Here is an 18,366-nt window from a genome sequence, read left to right as displayed (position 1 = left end):
CGAACCGAAGGAGACCGGCGTTGTCGTCGTACCCTTCGTCATCGCGTGTCTGAGCGCGAGACGACCAGGCTGGTGGCCTGGAGCAATGAGATGCGCACGGTGCACCGGCGCCTGCGCGAGGCCCTGAGCCTCGTCCGCGATTCCCTCGACTCCCTGGACTCCCCTGGCTCTCCCGACTCCCTGGACTCCCCGGGTTCCCCCGACTCCCTGGACTCCCCGGGCTCCTCAGATCCCGTCGACTCCCCGGGTCGCATCGAGCCCGGCGCCTTTCCGGCTCGCCTCCCCTCCCTCGACGAGGCGATGGCCGACCTGCTGCTCTACTGCCGTGGATTCTGCGCGGCGCTGGACGGCCATCATCGCGGCGAGGACCAGACGCTGTTCCCGGCCATCGCAGCCGCTCACCCGGAGTTACGCCCGGTGCTGCGCAAACTGGAACAGGACCACTCCATGATCGGCTACCTGCTCGGCGGCCTGGACGCCGCCGTCTCGCGGGCCGCCGGCCCCGGCGAGCTGAGGCGCCACCTGGAGGGCATCTCCGCGATCATGGAGAACCATTTCCGGTACGAGGAACGACAGCTCCTGACGGTGCTGGAGTCCCTCACCCTGACCGCCGACCCGTCCGACGCCCTCGGCCCGCTGTAACCGACGTCTCCCTTGCGTGGTGACCTACGGCTCGCGGGTGGGCACAGATCACCACGCGACAACGGCGCACGGCCTGCGTGGTGACCTGCGGCTTGTGGGCGGGCACAGATCACCACGCGACAACGGCGCACGGCCTGCGTGGTGACCTGCGGCTTGTGGGCGGGCACAGATCACCACGCGACAACGGCGCACGGCCTGCGTGGTGACCTGCGGCTTGTGGGCGGGCACAGATCACCACGCGACAACGGCGCACGGCCTGCGTGGTGACCTGCGGCTTGTGGGCGGGCACAGATCACCACGCGACAACGGCGCACGGCCTGCGTGGTGACCTGCGGCTTGTGGGCGGGCACAGATCACCACGCGACAACGCGGCACAGCCTCCGTGGCGACCTGCGGCTTGTGGGCGGGCACAGATCACCACGCGACAACGCGGCACAGCCTCCGTGGCGACCTGCGGCTTGTGGGCGGGCACAGATCACCACGCGACAACGTGGCGCGGTCTGCGTGGTGACCTGCGGCCTGTGGGTGGGCGTAGATCACCACGCGACAACGCGGCACGGCCTCCGTGGTGAACTGCGGCTCCCGGGCGGGCACAGATCACCACGCGGAGGTGGGGCGGGCGGCGGCTACCAGGCGACGGGCCCGTGGCGGTCGACGAAGGTGCCGGTCGGGCCGTCGGGGCCGATCGTGGCCATGCGCACGAGGATCTCGGCGCCCTCCTCGACGGTCTGCGGGCCGGCGTGACCGTTCATGTCGGTGGCGGTGTAACCGGGGTCGACCGCGTTGAAGCGGATCGCCGGGAACGCCGTGGCGTACTGCGCCGTGACCATGACCAGGGCGGTCTTCGACGAGTTGTAGTCCAGGGCGACCACCCGCGACTCCGCCCGTGAGGGGTCGGCACAGAGCGCGATCGAGCCGAGCCCGCTGCTCACGTTGACCACGACCGGGGACGCGCTGGCACGCAGCAGCGGCAGGAACGCGTTCGTCACCCGTACCGGACCGAAGAGGTTGGTGTTGAAGGTGTTGATCAGATCGTCGCCGGTCAGCTCGCCGATGCGTTCGCCGAGCTTGCCGGCGCCGAGGATGCCGGCGTTGTTGACCAGGACGTCGAGGCCGCCGCTGTCGGCGCGGACGAACTCGGCCGCGGCCGCCACGGAGGCGTCGTCGGCGACGTCGAGCTGCACGAACCGGGCGCCGAGCTTGTCGGCGGCGACCCGGCCGCGGTCGGCGTCACGCGCCGCGGCGTAGACGGTGTGCCCGGCGGCGACGAGCTGGCGGGCGGTCTCGAACCCGAGACCCTTGTTGGCTCCGGTGATCAGGGTGATCGTCATGCCGTTCATCGAACGGCTGCCGGGCGTGCGCAGACAGTGCCCCCCTCAGCCAGTGGACTGGCAGTACCAGGCTGTCCGGCCGCGACGCGGTGATACTTGCCGGGTGAGCGGAGAACTGGGCAGGGCCCTGCGCGGCTGGCGTGACCGGACGACACCCGAGTCGGCCGGGGTGCCGTCCGGTGGGGTGCGCCGGGCCGCCGGGCTGCGGCGTGAGGAGCTGGCGCAGCTCGCCGGACTGTCGGTGGACTATGTGGTGCGGCTGGAGCAGGGCCGGGCCGTGTCGCCGTCGCCGCAGGTGCTGTCGGCGCTGGCCCGGGCGTTGCGGCTGTCGCCGGCCGAGTGCGAGCACCTCTACGTCCTGGCCGGTCAGGCGGTGCCCGGGCCGGAACGGATCTCCCAGCAGATCCCGGCCGGTGTGCGGCGGCTGCTCGACCAGCTGGACGGTGCGGCGCTCACCGTCTGTGACGCCGCGTGGAACATCATCCTGATGAACCCGCTGGCCGCGGCCCTGGTCGGGGACCTGTCCGCGACGCGGGGCCGGGAGCGCAACATCGCGTGGCGCGAGTTCACCGGCATGCCGAGCCGGATGCAGTGCACGGACGAGCAGAACCGGGTGTTCCGGGCCGCCCTGGTCACCGATCTGCGGGCGGCCGCGGCGCGGTATGCGGCCGATACCGGGCTGCGTTCCCTGATCACGGACCTGCGCGGGAGCGACCCGGACTTCCGGCGGCTCTGGGAGAGCGGCGTAGTCGGTGTTCACGAGTCCGGCGGCAAGACCGTCCGCCATCCGGAGGTCGGCACGTTCGGTGTCGACTGTGACGTGCTCATGGCGCCGGGCAGCGACGTGCGGATCGTCGCGTACACGGCGCCGGCCGGCAGTGACGCGGCGGATCGGCTGAAGCTGCTCACCGTGATCGGCACGCAGAGCCTCAGCGCGGGGGCGTGAGGCATCACTTCGGGAGGAGGCGAGCGGGTACCCGGCCGACGTGGACGAAGGCCGCCGCCCCTCAGGCGCTGGTCGTCGCCGGCTGACCCGGTGAGGTCACGCCGGCCCGGCTGATCCGGCCGCAGATGTAGAGCAGCAGGATCGCCAGGGCCACCTCGAGACCCAGCCCGGTGCCCACGCTCAGCGCGTCGCGTACCGAGAAATGATCGAAATGCCGGACGTGGAAGGTGAAGTGGGTGGCCGCGTAGATCAGGTAGCCGATCAGCGCTGACCGCACCACCCGGTCGTCCATCACCTTCGCCGCGTAGAAGAGCATGGCGGTGAGTGCGAGGCCGAGGCCGCCGACATCGGAGACCAGGTGCTCGTTGTACGGCGGATCGAGTCGCACGGTCGGGAAGTCGTCGTAGAACGAGCGGGGGAACACGTACTGCCAGACGGACACGACGGTCTGCAGTGCGGCCAGCAACAGCAGGCCGCCCCGCAGCTGCTTCCGCGCGGTTTCGAGATTCATGACGCAGGGACGAGCGGGCACCTCCGAACGTGACAGCCGGCCGGGCGCGGTGGACGCGATGGCGCAGAATCGGAGTCTCCACGGACTGAGGAGACTCGATGGGTCGTACGCTGCGGTGGGTCGTTCCTCTTGTCGTCGTGGTGGCTCTGATCGGCTGGTGGGCGTCGTACTCGGCCACGATCGTCGTCTGGGAGTCGCGGAAGCTGATCCCGTGGGTGGTGGCGGCCCTGCTGATCGTGGTGCTGGCCGCCGCACCGCACCTGGTCACCGCCCCGTGGCGGGAACGCGGTGCACATTCGTCCGGCGGTGCGGTGCTCCTCTCCTGGGTCGGCGTGGTGGCCGGGGTGGTGCTGGGGATCGGCTGGCAGTTCTACGACTCGTACCTGCGTGACCGCGACTACGCCTCCGCCATGACCGTGGTCGACGATCCGGTGCCCGGCTTCTCGGCCCGCGCGCCCTACCTGGTCGGACAGGCGCAGGCGGCGCCGAACCTCGGTGACGTCACCGGGGAGATCTTCGACATCACGTATCTGCCGGACGCCGACCGGTTCGGCACGCTGGTGGAGCGGCGCGGCTGGCTTGCCGGGTACGAGGTGGGGCTGGTCCAGGAGGTGCCGCTGGGCAGCAACAGCCGAGGCTCGCAGCGATGCGCGTTCGACCTGGAGAAGGCGGACGCGCGGATCGGCGGGTGGTTCGGTCACAACCTCGGCCGGAAGATCTCGAACGTGCAGCGGGGGGTCCGGTTCGATGACCGGGACGTCTACGTGTACTGCTCGGGCGAGACCCCGATCGTGGTGGTGCCACTCAAACGGCAGGTCGGGGTGCTGACGGTGACCGAGCGGCCGGCCGGCGTGGCACTGTACGACGGCCGCACCGGAAAGCTGACGATCACCACCGACACGGCGTCGATCCCGGGGCCGACCTATCCGATCAGCCTGGCCGCCCGGCAGCGTGAGGGCACGGCCGCGGTCGGCGGGTTCGCCGACTGGTGGTTCGAGCGGGGTGGCTGGGACGCCTCCGACGACGGCGCCAACGACGGCAACGACTCCGAGTTCACGCTGCGGTACACCGACGGGACGAACAGCGCGTACGTCACTCCGCTCACCCCGCAGGGCGAGGCGAGCTCGGTGGTGGCGGTGTCGACCGTACCGACCCGGCACACCGGCTCCGGCCTGGCGCCGATGACCGTGCACCGGCTGGACCCGACATGGTCGTCGCCGGAGGCGATCGTGCAGCTCATCAAGGCCGAGTACCGGGACGTCTGCTGCTACAACGAGGACCGGGTGTTCGAGGTCGTGCCGACCGGCGGCACCACGTGGACCGCCACGGTCGGCAGCGAGCAGAGCATCCGCTACCGCGTGGAGGGCCGCGGGCAGGTCGGCGGCCGGGAGGCGACGTGTCTCAAGACCGCCGACGGTGTGCTGATCCGCTGCGCGTACGCGGCGCCCGGCTCCCCCGAGGAGCAGGAGCTCAAGCGCCTGGAGCAGGAGAAACAGCGGCAGGAGCAGAGCGACGCCGGTCAGGCGGCCGGTGACCTCGCCAAGTACACCGACGAGCAGCTGGCCGAGCTGCACAGCCGGGTGACCGAGGAGGTCAACCGCCGCCTCACGAACCGGTGACGCGGCGCGTCCTCGTCATGTACCTCAGCAGGGGCAGGTAGACCCGTACCGAATCGGCGATGCCGCTGAAGTTCGACGCCGCGTTGCCGTCGAGGTAGCGCACCGGGATCGGCACCTGCTCGATGGGCAGCTCCGAGGACGCCGCGTCGAGCAGCATGTTCATCTCGTACTCGAAACCGTCGCCGGGGATCGCGCACAGCCGATCGAGCAGGCCGGCGGGCAATCCGCGCAGCCCGGTCTGGGTGTCGTCGACGTCGCGGCCGGTCGCGGCCCGGAAGATCCAGCGGGTCAGGGTGTTCCCGAACCGGCTGCGCGGCGGCATCTGTTCGGTGTCGCGGATGCCGAGCACGACGTGACCTGAGTCGAGGCGTTCGGCCACGAGCCGGATGTCGGCGGCCCGGTGCTGGCCGTCGGTGTCGGCGCAGACGACGTCGAAGCCGGTAAACGTGTCCCGGACGTGTTCGAACCCGGTCTTGAGCGCGGCGCCCTTGCCCAGGTTCGCGGGGTGGCGCAGGACGGTGCAGCCGAGGGTCTCGGCCGCTCGCAGCTGCTGGCAGGCGGGGTCGTTGCCGTCGTCAACGATGACGATCTGCGAGGCCGCCGGCACCTCGGACAGCAGATCGACGACGAGTTCGGTGAGCCGGGGTCCGGGGTTGTACACCGGTAGCAGGACGATGGTTCTCGAGTACGGGTGCACCTGTCGCACGTCTTCTCCTGTACAGCCGCCATGGTTGGGGAGCTGCTACCCCATCGGCTGCTCCAGCTCACCTTTCCGCCCGGAAATCACCTTTCGCAGCTGATGATGGTGTCGTCGCCCGAGATCACGCACCGGTCGCCGAGCGTGACGTGGTCGCCGCCGTCGAGCAGGTCGGCGTCGACGTCGTAGTCGCCGATCTCGTCGTCGCCGGCCTCACCGTGGATGCTGTCCCGGCCGTCGAGCCCGATCAGGACGTCGTTCCCGGCGCCGCCGTGGATCACGTCGTCGCCCGGGCCCGCGTCGATCCGGTTGGCCGACGCGTTGCCGGTGAGCCGGTCGCCGGCCTGCCCGCCGCTGATGTTCTCGACGTCGGCGCCGACGGTGTCACGTTCGCCGGCCTGACCGTCGTCACCGGGCTGTCCGTCGAGGTCGACGACGACCGGGGTGACGTAGGTGGCGTACACCACGAAGTCGGTCCCCGGCCCACCGCGCATCACGTCGGCCGACAGCGCGCCCAGACCCGGATCGTCGCCGCGCAGCGAGTCGTCGCCGGACCCGCCGTCGAGCAGGTCGGCGCCGAGCTCCCCGACCAGGTGGTCGCCGCCGCCGTATCCGAGAAGGGTGTCGTTGCCGGGGCCACCGCGCAGGAAGTCCTGCCGGGACGTGCCGGAGAGACGGTCGCCGGCCGAGCCGCCGATCAGCGCCTCGATGTCGTTCTTGAGGGTGTCGCGCTCGCCGCGGCGGCCGTCGTCGCCGGTGACGCCGTCGGCGTCGGCGGTCACCGGCGTGGCGGCGCTGGTGTAGTCGGCCACGTCGATGCCGGGACCACCCCACAGGACGTCGCGGTCGGTGCTCGCGACGCGGCCACCGGGGGCGCGCAGCCAGTCGTCGCCGGCGCCGCCGAGAAGGCGGTCGTCGCCGGGCCCGCCGTCGAGCTGGTCGTCGCCACCGGCCCCGTGGAGCCGGTCCCGGCCGCCGCCACCGCGCAGCGTGTCGGCCTCCGGCCCGCCGATGATCGTGTCGCTGCCGGTGCCGCCGTCGGCGGTCAGGGGCAGACCGCTGCGGTTGACGATCGAGTCGGCCCGGTCGCCGGTGACGACCCTGAGTCCGCCGGGTGTGGCCGCCGTCCGGCAGATCACCCTGGTGCGGTCGCCGCGGACGGCCGTGCAGCCGGCGCCGGCTCGCACCGGGACCCGGTCGTCGACCGTGACGGTGCCGCCGGAGCGGGTCACCACGACCCGGTTCCTGGCGTCCTTGGCTGCGGTGTAGACGACGTCCGCGCCGGACACCCGGGCGGTTCCGGAACCGGTTGCCTCCGCGGGCGCGGCCACGAACAGAGCGCCGAGCACGGCGCAGAGGACTGTTCCGATTCCGGTGGACGGTCGCATCCGGACAGGGAAACACGTCGATACCAAGTCCGTGACCAGGGAGTCGATCATGCGACAGAAATCCTTACTGTTAGGTTAGCCATGCCTTACCTGCTACGAAGTGGAGTTCCCCCGCCATGCGCGCAACCCGATTCCTCGCCGGAATCGTCGCCCTCACCACCGCCCTGGCGCTGAGCGCCTGCGGTGACTCCGCTGACGAGACCGCCCCCGCCACGTCGGGCTCTGCCGCCGCGGCGTTCCCGGTCACCATCACCCACGCGTTCGGCAGCACCACCATCGAGAAGAAGCCCGAGCGGGTCGCCACCGTGAACTGGGCCAACCACGAGGTGCCGCTCGCGCTCGGGATCGTGCCGGTCGGCTACGCCAAGGCCAACTTCGGCGACGAGGACGGCGACGGCCTGCTGCCCTGGGACGCCGCGAAGCTCAAGGAGCTCGGCGGGCAGACGCCGGTGCTGTTCGACGAGACCGACGGCATCGACTTCGAGGGCGTCGCGAACACCAAGCCGGACGTCATCCTGGCCGCCTACTCCGGCCTGACCCAGCAGGACTACGACACCCTCAGCAAGATCGCGCCGGTCGTCGCGTACCCGAAGTCGGCGTGGGCGACCTCGTGGCGCGACAGCATCACGATCGAGAGCAAGGCGCTCGGCCTGGCGGCCGAGGGTGACAAGCTGATCGCCACCATCGAGAAGCAGATGAAGGACGAGGCCGCGCGTTACCCGAAGCTGGCCGGCAAGTCGGTGATGTTCCTGACCCACATCGACCCGGCCGACCTGAGCAAGGTGAGCTTCTACACCACCCACGACACCCGGGCGCAGTTCTTCACCGACCTCGGCATGAAGCACCCCGCCAGCATCGAGAAGGCATCTGCCGCCACGCAGGAATTCAGCCTGACGCAGAGCGCCGAGCAGGTGCAGAACCTCAGCGACGTGGACATCATCGTGACCTACGGTGACGCCGAGGGCACCACCCTGGCCACGCTGCAGAAGGACCCGCTGCTGTCGAAGATCCCGGCGATCGCCCGCGGCTCGTTCGTCTCACTGCCCGGCAGCACCCCGGTGGCCACCGCCGCCAACCCGACGCCGCTGGCCGTCTCGTTCGTGCTCAAGGACTACGTCGACCTGCTCGGCAAGGCCGCCGACAAGCTCTGATGACGCGACTGGAAACTCCGTCCGGGCCGGACGTCGCCGCTCTGCGACGCCCGGCCCGGGTGCGCCTGGCCTGGCTGCTGCTCGTGGTGGCGGTCCTGGTCGCCGTGATGCTGGCCTCCGTGGCCTTCGGGTCCCGGGTGGTCGGCTGGTCCGACATCGTCGCCGCGTTCGGTGGCACCGACGAGACCCTCGACCAGGCGGCGGTCGTCAAACGCATCCCGCGTACGGTCCTCGCCGCGCTCGTGGGCGCGGCCCTCGCCCTGTCCGGGGCGGTCATGCAGGGCGTCACCCGCAATCCGCTGGCCGACCCGGGCATCCTCGGCGTGAACATGGGCGCCATGCTCGCGATCGCGGTCGCCATGGTGACCGTCGGGCTGTCCACCGCCACCGAGTACATCTGGGTCGCCATCGCGGGCGCCGCCCTGTCGGCCGTGTTCGTCTACGGGGTCGGCTCGCTGGGCCGTGGCGGCGCCACCCCGCTCAAGATCGCCCTGGCCGGTGCGGCCACCTCCGCGGCGCTGGCGTCGCTGGTCGTGGCCGTGGTGCTGCCTCGCGGCGACATCGCCGAGAACTTCCAGTCCTGGCAGGTCGGCGGAGTCGGCGGGGCCGGGTGGGAGAGCATCGGTCACGTCCTGCCGTTCCTGATCGGCGGCCTGGTCGTCTGCCTGCTCTGCGCCCGGTCGCTGAACTCCCTGGCGCTCGGTGACGAGCTGGCCGCCGGCCTGGGCGAACGCGTCGTCCTGGTCCGCGCCGCCGCGGCCCTCGGCGCCGTGGTGCTGTGCGGGGCGGCCACCGCGGTCGCCGGGCCGATCGCGTTCGTCGGCCTGATCGTCCCGCACATGTGCCGGCTGCTCGTGGGCCTCGACCACCGATGGCTGCTGCCGTTCGTCACCCTCACCGGTGCGGCGCTGCTGACCTTCGCCGACGTCGTCGGCCGGGTGGTGAACCGGCCCGACGAGATCGAGGCCGGCATCATCACGGCCCTGATCGGCGCACCGTTCTTCATCTACATCGTCCGCCGCCAGAAAGTACGGGAGCTGTGAGCACCACGACCCTCGAGGCCGTCACCCGCGGACGGGTCCGGCGGGGCCGGCGGCGAAGGGCCGTGCTGACCGTCCTCACGGTGGCCGTCGCCGCGGTCTTCGCCGTCTCGCTGATGTTCGGGCAGACCTACTACCCGCCCGACGACGTGCTGCGGGTGATCCTGGGTGAGACCGTGCCCGGTGCCTCGTTCACCGTCGGTGACCTGCGACTGCCCCGCGCGGTGCTGGCCCTGGTGACCGGCGTCTGCTTCGGCCTGGGCGGCGTCACCTTCCAGACCATGCTGCGCAATCCGCTGGCCAGTCCGGACATCATCGGGATCAGCTCGGCGGCGAGCGCCGCCGCCGCGTTCGCGATCATCGTGCTGAGCCTGGACGAGACCGGCGTGTCGGTGTTCGCCATCGTGGCGGCGCTCGGGATCGCAATGGTCATCTACCTGCTGTCGTTCAAGGACGGCGTGGCCGGTACGCGACTCGTGCTGATCGGCATCGGCATCGCGGCGATGCTGAACAGCGCCACGTCGTACGTCCTGAACCAGGCCGGGCAGTGGGATCTGCAGGCCGCGACCCGCTGGCTCAACGGCAGCCTGAACGGTTCGACCTGGGACGAGACCGTTCCGGTGCTGCTGGCGCTGGTGGTGTTCGGGCCGGTGCTGCTGGCGCGGGCCCGTGACCTGACGATGCTTCAGCTCGGCGACGACACCGCGGCCGCCCTCGGTACGCGGCTGGAGCGTACCCGCCTCGTGTCGATCGTCGCGGCGGTCGGGCTGATCGCGTTCGCCACCTCGGCCACCGGGCCGATCGCGTTCGTGGCATTCCTGGCCGGGCCGATCGCCGCGCGCCTGGTCGGGCCGGGCGGGTCGCTGCTGGTGCCGTCGGCGCTGGCCGGGTCGCTGCTGGTGCTGGTGGCGGACTTCCTGGGCCAGTTCGCCTTCGGCACCCGCTTCCCGGTCGGTGTCGTGACCGGCGCGCTCGGCGCCCCGTACCTCATCTTCCTTCTCGTCCGCACCAACCGCGCCGGAGGCTCCCTGTGACCAGCAACCACACGCCGGCGGCTTCGGGAGCGACGGCCGGCGCCCACACGCCGGCGGCTTCGGGAGCGACGGCCGGCACCCACACGCCGGCGGCTTCGGGAGGGACCGCCGGCACCCACACCCTGAGCGTGGAGAAGCTGACCGTCGGCTATGCCGACCGGACGGTCATCGAGTCGCTCGACCTGCTCGTGCCGCCCGGCCGGATCACCGCGATCGTCGGCGCCAACGCGTGCGGCAAGTCGACACTGCTGCGGTCGATGTCGCGGCTGCTGACGCCCCGGGCCGGGCACGTGCTGCTGGACGGGCGCGAGGTGCACCGGATGCCGGCCAAGGAGCTGGCCCGCACGCTCGGACTGCTGCCGCAGTCGCCGATCGCGCCGGAGGGCATCACCGTCGCCGACCTGGTCGGCCGGGGCCGCAACCCGCATCAGCGGCTGCTGTCACGGTGGAGCGCCGCCGACGACCGCGCCGTGGCGGCGGCGCTGGACGCCACCCACACCGCCGACCTGGCCGAACGTTCGGTGGACGAGCTGTCCGGCGGGCAGCGGCAGCGCGTGTGGATCGCGATGGCGCTCGCTCAGCAGACCGACGTGCTGCTGCTCGACGAGCCGACCACGTTCCTCGACGTGAGCCACCAGGTCGAGGTGCTCGATCTGCTCACCGACCTGAACGCGAACCATGGCACGACGATCGTGATGGTGCTGCACGATCTCAACATGGCGGCCCGGTACGCCGATCATCTGATCGCGCTGGCCGACGGCGGTCTGCACGCGGCCGGGGATCCCGCCGCGGTGCTGACCGAGGACTGCGTGCGCGCCGTTTTCGGCCTGGACAGTCAGGTCATCACCGATCCGGTGTCGGGCAGACCGCTGATGCTGCCGATCGGCCGCCATCACGTGCGTACGCCCGCCGGGGCTTGAGGAAGTTCCGGAACGGCGCCGACTTTCGACCTCCTTCGATGTGTTGTAACGTCCGCCGGGAGCGCTCCCACCGTTCCCCCGAAGGAGCTTTCCATGCGCCGTCCCCTACGCGCCCTGCTCGCGGCCGGCCTCGCGGCCGCGGCCGGGCTCACCGCACTCACCCTCGCCGGACCAGCGCAGGCCGACACCCGGATCTGTGAGCAGTACGGCTCCACCACCATCGGCGGCCGGTACGTCGTGATGAACAACCGCTGGGGCACCACCGCCGAGCAGTGCATCAACGTCACCAGCACCGGGTTCAGCATCACCAGCCAGCAGGGTGTCGGCAGCACCAGTGGCGCGCCGGTGTCGTACCCGGCCGTCTACTTCGGCTGCCACTACACCAACTGCTCCCCCGGCACGAACCTGCCGATCCAGGTCAGCGCGATCAGCAGCGCGACGAGCAGCATCAACTACAACTTCGTCTCCGGGGCGACCTACAACGCGTCGTACGACATCTGGCTCGATCCGTCGCCCAAGCGTGACGGGGTCAACGCCCAGGAGATCATGATCTGGTTCAACCGGCAGGGTTCGATCCAGCCGATCGGCTCACGGGTCGGTTCGGCCACGATCGGCGGCCGCACCTGGGAGGTGTGGCAGGGCAGCAATGGCTCCAACGCGGTGGTGTCCTACGTGGCGCCCTCGGCGATCAGCAGCTGGAGCTTCAGCGTGCTGGACTTCATCAACGACGTGAAGAACCGTGGCGCGATCACGAACTCGTGGTACCTGACCAGCATCCAGGCCGGGTTCGAGCCGTGGATCGGCGGCGCGGGACTGGGCGTCAACAGCTTCAGCGCGACCGTCAACGGCGGTGGCAGTCCGTCGAGCCCGCCGCCGTCCAACCCGCCGCCGTCCAGCCCGGCTCCGGGTGGCTCGGCGTGCCGGGTCACCTACGCCACCAACGTCTGGAACACCGGCTTCACCGCCGACGTGAAGGTCGCCAACACCGGCGGCAGCGCGATCAACGGCTGGACGCTGGGCTTCACGCTGCCTTCCGGGCAGTCGATCACCGGCTCGTGGAACGCCGCGCTGACCGGCACGTCCGGGGCGATCACGGCCCGCAACGCCGCGCACAACGGGGGCATCCCGGCCGGCGGCAGCACGTCGTTCGGGTTCCAGGGCTCCTACAGCGGGTCGTTCGCCGCGCCGTCGGCGTTCACCCTCAACGGCACCGCCTGCACCCGGGGCTGACGGTCTTCACCGGGCCGCTCCTGAGCGGCCCGGTGACGATCACTTGCCGTAGCGGTCGAACGGGACGGTCCAGTCGCCGAGGCCGTTCCAGATCGGCAGCTTCCGCGGGCTGTTCGTCACGTCGACGATGTCGCCGAGGATGAAGTTGTCGTACACCCACTTGGCGTCGCTGGTGCTCAGGTTGATGCAGCCGTGCGACAGGTTGGCCCGGCCGAGCGAACCGTTCCACGGGGCGGCGTGCAGGAACTCGCCCGAGTACGAGATGCGCGTGCAGTACTCGATGTTCTCCGAGACGTAGTAGTTCGGGTCGTTCGGGTCGCTGACGCCGTAACTGGCCGAGCTCATCGTGTGACGCCGCTTCTTCTCCAGCACCAGGTGCGGGCCGCCGGCCGTCCAGTAGTTGATGTACTCGCCGTTCGCGCCGGTGGTGCCGCCGCCCTTGCCGAGGCTGCTCTTCATCGTGCGTACGAGCTTGCCGTTGATGTAGACCTTGGTCATGTGCGTCCGGTTGTCGCTGATCGCGATCAGCTGACGGTCGACCTTGAAGCTCGCCGAGGCGTTCCTCGCGCCGTACACCGTCTTGCCGAGCTTCACACCGAAGGCCTTGACGCTCACCTTGACCTGCGTGCCGGCCGCCCAGTACTTCGCGGGCCGCCAGTGCACGGTCCTGTCGTCCTTCCAGAAGAACTTGCCGGCGACGGAAGGCGACGTGGTGATCTCGATGGCCTGCTCGGCGGCCTTCTTGTTGACGGCCTTGCTGAACGCGACGATGACCGGCTGACCGGCGCCGTACGTGCCGCCGGTCTTGAGGGCGTTCAGCCCGTTCGCCTGGAAGGTGATCTTCGCGACGTTGGCCGGCTTGACCGTGGCGAACGTCGAGGTGTGCTCGGCCGTCGCGCCCAGACTGTCGGTGGTCGTGGTGACGACCTTGTAGGTCTTGCCGTACGCCAGGTCCTCGGTCGAGCGCCAGGTCCCGTCGGACTGCACCTCGCCGGCCACCTCGGCCTTGCCCGCGGTGACCTTGACCGACTGCACGGTGCCGCCCGTGGCGGCCACGACGATCGGGTCGGCCGGCGAGATGTTGGCGGCACCGGTCCCGGGTGTCACGGTCACCTCGACCGGCGCGGCGGTGGGCTTGGCGTCGGCCGATGCCGGGTCGATCCAGGCCGTGTCGCCCGAGCCCTTCTTGCCGGACGATGACGAACATCCGGCGGCCGTGGCGGCCGTGGCGGCAGCGGCGACGCCCATCGCGCCGATGATGACCTTACGTCGCTGAATCATCGCTCTCACAATCGAGGGGTCCCGGTCGGCGCCATCCGTGGCCGTACATACATGAAGACGGCCATGCGGCTCGGATCGTTGCCTGCCGAGTCGATCAAAAACTTCGAGGGACGTCATCCTGACAGATCTGGATCCCGTCCGGTACACCCCCTCGGCCGATCGACGATCATCCGGCCCGCCCTCAATCGCCCGCGGGCCCGGGCTCGTCTCCCTCCTCGGCGCTGATCAACTCGGCGATCGCGGCGAAGAAGGCGCCGATGCCGGGCAGGTTGGCGCCCTTGGCACGGGAGGCGGCGAAGTCCTCAGGACCGCGCCAGGTCACGATGTCGAGCCACTGGTCTCCGGGCAGGCGGACCAGGCGGGCGTCGAGGAAACCGGCCCGGTCGGCGCGGAAGTCGGCAAGCATCGCCGGGCGGGCCCGCAGAAGCTCGGGCACCCGAGAGGGCTCGACCCGGAAGCGCGTCAGTTCAACCGTTGTCATACCGCCGAGGATAGTCACCTCTTCTGACTATCACAAGAGGTGACTATCACGAACTCGGCCGCGGCTCCCCGATGGGGTTCAGAGACGGCGGCAGAACAGGGCGTCGGGGGTACGCGACGAGAAGAGGCGCCCGGTCCAGGCGATGCCGGCCACGTACTCGTCGTCGGCGCACTGGCCCTTGTAGTGACCGCCGGCGAAGTCGCCGCCCGGACCACCGGCCGGACGACCGTCACCACGGTCGAACCACACCGTCCGCCCGCTGTCGGACGCGGCGGCCCCGGCCGAGGCGCACAGCGCGCTCGACACGGCGGCACCCCGTGCCGCGTAGCCGACCAGCACCGACCCCGCCGGGCACTGGAACTTCGTGTACCCGGACGCCCAGTCCCGCGAGACGTGCCGTTCGTCCTTGACGACCTGGTACGCGCTCCACGACACCGCCCGCCCGAAGTCCGAGCACAGCCCCCGGTTGCCGGTGTGGCTGAGCCCGATCAGCCGCTGGCCGTCCGGGCAGGCCGCCTTGCGCGCGCCGGAGTCCCAGTCGCCCTGCGCGCGCATCCGCGCCGACGCGACGAAGTCACCGTGGTCGGGACTCAGCATCGACCGCGACGGCACCGGGGCCACGTACCCCTGGCGGGCCGTCGTTCCGACCAGCCGCTGCCAGGCGGCCGCACGCCAGTCCGCGTCGTCGAGCAGCCCGGACCGCCGGCCGGCGGTGTCGAAGAAGAGCAGCCCCCACTCGTTGCCGCTCTCCGCCCAGCCGACCGCGGGCCAGTAGGCGAAGTCGGCGTCGGCCCGGACCAGGATGTCGACGAAGTTCTCGAACCAGGCACGCTGCCCGCTCCCGGGCGCGGCATCGGCGGCGACCCCGAACTCGCTGATCCACACCGGCGCCGTGAAGTGGTTACCGGCCTCCCCCGCGACATAGAGCGCGTCCCGGTCGACGACGGCGGCCAGGTCGGCGGGGCTCAGGTCACGGTAGCGGGGGTCGGTGGTCTCCCCCGTGCCGGTCGCACCGCTGTGGTTGGGTCCGGTGTAGTCGTAGAAGTGTGCCGCGTAGACGAGTTTGCCCGATCTGATCAGGGTGTGCGACAGCGTGCGGGCCGGGCGCAGGGTGGGCCGCTCGTGCGCGAAACCGTCGACGGGGATGCCCGTCCAGTTGATGCCCTCGACGATGATCAGCAGGTTCGGGTTGGCCTCGGCCAGGATCCGGTCGCCGGCGCGCTGGGAGGCGGCGAACCAGTCGTGGGCGTTGCCCCAGCCCCAGTTCGGGTCGTCCAGGATCGTGCGGCGCACCTCGTTGTAGAGGTCGGCGCCGACCACGCGCGGGTTGTCGCGGTAACGGCGGGCCATGAACAGCCAGTCGTCCTCCCACTGACCCACGCTCTGCGAGGTGTTCCACCGCTCGTTGCCGTCGACGGCACAGCACCAGCGCGTGGTGTTGGTGTGGTTGTTCAGGATCACGGCCAGGCCGGCGCCGGTGAGTTCGGCGACGACTCTGTCGTACACCTGCAGTGGGGTTGATCCTCGCAGTGGGGGGTTGGCCGCGACGGCGGCGTCGGTGACCGGGCGGGTGTCGCGGACCATCTCGTTGGAGAAGGGCAGGCGCACGCTATTGAGACCCAGGTCGCGGAAGCCGGCGACGATGGTGGCGATCGGCGCGCGGTCGAGGCCGAGCGGGATCCGCCCCGAGTTCTCCCCCGCGTGGTGGCTGGCGTTGTCAGCGGTGTCCCCGGAGCCGTTCCAGGTGCCGCTCGCGCCGTGCCAGTTGCCGGAGCGCAGCTTGAAGCGCTGCCCGTCCGCGTCGACGATGTAGCGCCCGCGAGTCGACAGAGGTCCGGACCAGTCCGGAGCGGCCGCCGATGCGGGCGTGGCGACACCGGGCAGAAGACCGGTCAGGAGCAGAGGAGCCAGAAGCAGACGTACGGCCAGACGCACCGAGACCACCGACCTTCGACGAGCGAGTTAGGTGGATCACATTGAAATGCACGGCTGCCTTTTAGGGAACAAGCCTTACCGAGCGGGCTCCGGCCGGTGCACCCCACGGGGCCGATGGCCGAGCTCGTCCGCACCCCCACCAGGTCCGCCAGCAGCCAGATCGTGGCCAGCCACGTCTCCGTGCCCCGTCCTCGGGCGAGCCGATCCACACGTCGCCGCGGACCACGGTGAACGCGTTGATCGAGCAGTAACGCCCGGTGCGCAGGGTGCCGGTCAGGCAGGCCGCGGAAACCCTGACCGCTGGGCCAGACTCGGCGGATGAGCTACGCACGCAAACTCTCCGGCGGCCAGCGCTGCCGGGTCCTCACCCACGAGATCGCCACCGGCACGGCCACGGTGGTCCACGTCGACGACGCGGTGCTGTTCGAGGCGCCGAACTGGACCGTCGACGGCCGGCTCGTGCTCAACGGTGACGGCCTGCTCTGGACGATGCCCGCCGACGGATCCCAGCCGCCCCGCCGGGTGCCGCTACGCGGCGTCCCCGGTCTCAACAACGACCACGTGCTCGCGCCCGGCCACGAGTCGATCTTCCTGTCCGCCGACGGCGGGCACATCTACCGGGCCCCGCTGGCCGGCGGCGACGCCGAGCGGGTCACCTCCGACGACCGGATGCACTTCCTGCACGGCGTGAGCCCGGACGCCTCGACGCTGGCGTACGTCGGCATCGAGAACGGGCGCTGGGACTCCGGCACGCTCTGGACGATCCCGTCGGACGGTGGCCCGAGCACGCCGCTGACCAGCGGGCACGGGCCCGACGACGGACCCGAGTACACCCCGGACGGCCAGTGGATCTACTTCAACACCGAGCGGTTCTCCACGGTGCCCGGGCACGCCCAGATCGCCCGGATCCGGCCCGACGGCTCGGGGATGGAGCAGCTCACCCACGACGAGCGGGTCAACTGGTTCCCGCATCCGGCACCGGCCGGCGACCGGTTCGTCTACCTGAGCTTCCCACCGGGCACCGAGGGGCATCCGGCCGACCTGACCGTCGAGCTGCGGCTCGTGACCGGCGGCGACTGGTCGGCGCCGGTGACGCTGGCCGTGCTGCCCGGAGGGCAGGGCACGATCAACGTCAACAGCTGGTCACCGGATGGGAGCCGGTTCGCATACGTCGACTATCCGCTGAGCTGACCACCAGGGCGATCGTCCACCCCAGCGCGCCGGCCGCCGCGTAGATCATCGCGGCAGGCGGCGCGTTCCCGGCCGTCCACAGCAGCGCCATGACGGCGAGGTAGACGGCCCCGGCGATCAGGGGGTACCGGTCCCCGCCTCCCGATGGCCGCCGGAACGCGGAGACGGCGACGACCGCCAGGACGGCGAGCTCCGTCCACAGCACCACGGACCGGCCGGCCGGTCCGAACGGCGCCGCCGGAGCGGAGAAGATCATCATGGCGAGCGGGGTCAAAATTCCCACGGCGGCGGTACGCCGGACGAACGCCCCGATCGGGTAGGGCCCCCGGGACAGCAGCAGCCGGGTCAGCAGCACGGTGCCGAACGGTGCCGCCGCCGCGAAGATGACCGCACTGGTCAGCGGCGCGTCACCGATCATCGGCATGTTCGAGGGGGCCTCCGGGTTCCACACCCACCAGTGCAGGCCGGGCCCGAGCTGGTCGAAGACCTCGTAGCCGGCGTGGAAGACGACAGCGACGCACGCGGCGCCGACCAGCGGGTTGCGGCGCTCGAGGATGCCGGTGCGCTGCACGATCGCGTAGGCGAGGCAGGTGATGGCTGGGTAGATCGCCACGATGTAGAGCGGCAGCCGGTCGTAGAGGAACTGCACCGTGAAAACGTTGTGCACGAAGATCAGCCCGACCTGCTCGTCGAGCCCGAACAGGTCGGGGAAGTACAGCGGCGGTTCCAGGATCAGCACGTAGACGACGGTGGCGAACCACAGGCCGAGGTTCGACGCGTCACCCCGGCGCTTGCGATGCATCGCGTGGATCAGGGCGGCGATCGCTCCGGCCACGACGAGCAGTTCGAGGACGGGCTGGGTCCAGCCGGCCAGGGTGCTCGGGTCCCGTACCGTCACGATGGGGTTGGCGGTTGCGCAGTCGATCCCGGCGGCCAGGGCCGTGAAGTCGGGATGACACGGGCCCATGA

17 protein-coding genes are annotated in these 18,366 nt (G+C 70.7%); 9 read left to right on the top strand and 8 right to left on the bottom strand.

Annotated elements, in window-relative coordinates; genetic code table 11:
• Positions 1–45 precede the first annotated feature (45 nt).
• Positions 46–642, top strand: coding sequence for a hemerythrin domain-containing protein (locus tag CLV67_RS53780; RefSeq protein ID WP_239166340.1), 597 nt, complete (start codon positions 46–48; stop codon positions 640–642).
• A gap of 626 nt (positions 643–1,268) precedes the next feature.
• On the opposite strand, the gene CLV67_RS34300 is transcribed toward CLV67_RS53780, so the two are convergent.
• A complete protein-coding gene (locus CLV67_RS34300) occupies positions 1,269–1,973 on the bottom strand; it encodes an SDR family NAD(P)-dependent oxidoreductase (protein WP_106325944.1) in 705 nt (234 codons plus the stop codon).
• A 103-nt stretch (positions 1,974–2,076) separates the two neighbouring features.
• On the opposite strand from CLV67_RS34300, the gene CLV67_RS34295 reads away from it, so the two are divergent.
• On the top strand, positions 2,077–2,919 hold the full coding sequence (locus CLV67_RS34295; RefSeq protein WP_239166905.1) for a helix-turn-helix transcriptional regulator: 843 nt from the start codon (positions 2,077–2,079) through the stop codon (positions 2,917–2,919).
• Positions 2,920–2,980: 61 nt separating this feature from the next.
• Here the strand turns inward: CLV67_RS34295 and CLV67_RS34290 are convergent, their stop codons facing one another.
• Positions 2,981–3,430: a hypothetical protein gene (locus tag CLV67_RS34290; protein ID WP_106325940.1), complete on the bottom strand. Its 450-nt coding sequence runs from the start codon at positions 3,428–3,430 to the stop codon at positions 2,981–2,983.
• Positions 3,431–3,528: 98 nt separating this feature from the next.
• Between CLV67_RS34290 and CLV67_RS34285 the strand changes: the two genes are divergently transcribed.
• Positions 3,529–5,049: a hypothetical protein gene (locus tag CLV67_RS34285; RefSeq protein ID WP_106325938.1), complete on the top strand. Its 1,521-nt coding sequence runs from the start codon at positions 3,529–3,531 to the stop codon at positions 5,047–5,049.
• On the opposite strand, the gene CLV67_RS34280 is transcribed toward CLV67_RS34285, so the two are convergent.
• A complete protein-coding gene (locus tag CLV67_RS34280) occupies positions 5,036–5,755 on the bottom strand; it encodes a glycosyltransferase family 2 protein (RefSeq protein WP_106325936.1) in 720 nt (239 codons plus the stop codon). The two genes, CLV67_RS34285 and CLV67_RS34280, sit on opposite strands and share 14 nt — an antisense overlap.
• 77 nt (positions 5,756–5,832) lie before the next feature.
• Complete coding sequence (locus CLV67_RS54395) at positions 5,833–7,134, bottom strand: calcium-binding protein (protein ID WP_275414981.1); 1,302 nt, start codon at positions 7,132–7,134, stop codon at positions 5,833–5,835.
• A gap of 116 nt (positions 7,135–7,250) precedes the next feature.
• Between CLV67_RS54395 and CLV67_RS34270 the strand changes: the two genes are divergently transcribed.
• The 5 genes from CLV67_RS34270 (at position 7,251) to CLV67_RS34250 (ending at position 12,509) form a co-directional block, all read left to right on the top strand.
• Positions 7,251–8,285: an iron-siderophore ABC transporter substrate-binding protein gene (locus CLV67_RS34270; RefSeq protein WP_106325932.1), complete on the top strand. Its 1,035-nt coding sequence runs from the start codon at positions 7,251–7,253 to the stop codon at positions 8,283–8,285.
• Complete coding sequence (locus tag CLV67_RS34265) at positions 8,285–9,328, top strand: FecCD family ABC transporter permease (RefSeq protein WP_106325930.1); 1,044 nt, start codon at positions 8,285–8,287, stop codon at positions 9,326–9,328. Before CLV67_RS34270 ends, CLV67_RS34265 begins: the two co-directional genes overlap by 1 nt.
• Entirely contained in the window at positions 9,325–10,359 is a 1,035-nt protein-coding gene (locus CLV67_RS34260) for a FecCD family ABC transporter permease (protein ID WP_106325928.1), read from the top strand. The genes CLV67_RS34265 and CLV67_RS34260 overlap by 4 nt, the downstream gene beginning before the upstream one ends.
• A 122-nt stretch (positions 10,360–10,481) precedes the next feature.
• Positions 10,482–11,279 carry an ABC transporter ATP-binding protein gene (locus tag CLV67_RS34255; RefSeq protein ID WP_106326159.1) on the top strand — a complete coding sequence of 266 codons (798 nt, stop codon included), beginning with the start codon at positions 10,482–10,484 and terminating at the stop codon, positions 11,277–11,279.
• A gap of 93 nt (positions 11,280–11,372) precedes the next feature.
• The gene (locus CLV67_RS34250; protein WP_106325926.1) at positions 11,373–12,509 is read left to right on the top strand and encodes a glycoside hydrolase family 12 protein; all 1,137 of its coding nucleotides are present in this window, start codon (positions 11,373–11,375) and stop codon (positions 12,507–12,509) included.
• Positions 12,510–12,548: 39 nt separating this feature from the next.
• On the opposite strand, the gene CLV67_RS34245 is transcribed toward CLV67_RS34250, so the two are convergent.
• The 3 genes from CLV67_RS34245 to CLV67_RS34235 all read right to left on the bottom strand — a co-directional run bounded on the left by CLV67_RS34245 (position 12,549) and on the right by CLV67_RS34235 (position 16,206).
• Positions 12,549–13,790, bottom strand: a complete 1,242-nt coding sequence (locus CLV67_RS34245; RefSeq protein ID WP_106325924.1) for a L,D-transpeptidase — start codon at positions 13,788–13,790, stop codon at positions 12,549–12,551.
• A 181-nt stretch (positions 13,791–13,971) separates the two neighbouring features.
• Positions 13,972–14,271 carry a hypothetical protein gene (locus CLV67_RS34240; protein WP_106325922.1) on the bottom strand — a complete coding sequence of 100 codons (300 nt, stop codon included), beginning with the start codon at positions 14,269–14,271 and terminating at the stop codon, positions 13,972–13,974.
• 78 nt (positions 14,272–14,349) lie between these two features.
• Positions 14,350–16,206: a glycoside hydrolase family 5 protein gene (locus tag CLV67_RS34235; RefSeq protein WP_239166904.1), complete on the bottom strand. Its 1,857-nt coding sequence runs from the start codon at positions 16,204–16,206 to the stop codon at positions 14,350–14,352.
• A 318-nt stretch (positions 16,207–16,524) separates the two neighbouring features.
• On the opposite strand from CLV67_RS34235, the gene CLV67_RS34230 reads away from it, so the two are divergent.
• Positions 16,525–17,397 (top strand): TolB family protein, encoded by an 873-nt coding sequence (locus CLV67_RS34230; RefSeq protein WP_106325918.1) that lies wholly within the window; start codon positions 16,525–16,527, stop codon positions 17,395–17,397.
• Here CLV67_RS34230 and CLV67_RS34225 read toward each other — a convergent pair.
• A complete protein-coding gene (locus CLV67_RS34225; protein WP_106325916.1) occupies positions 17,339–18,364 on the bottom strand; it encodes a hypothetical protein in 1,026 nt (341 codons plus the stop codon). The two genes, CLV67_RS34230 and CLV67_RS34225, sit on opposite strands and share 59 nt — an antisense overlap.
• Positions 18,365–18,366 lie beyond the last annotated feature (2 nt).

Origin of the sequence: Actinoplanes italicus, assembly GCF_003001815.1 — a bacterium.
GTDB lineage: Bacteria > Actinomycetota > Actinomycetes > Mycobacteriales > Micromonosporaceae > Actinoplanes > Actinoplanes italicus.
The sequence above is the reverse complement of the archived record's forward strand: the minus strand, read 5'-3'. Positions and strand labels throughout refer to the sequence as shown.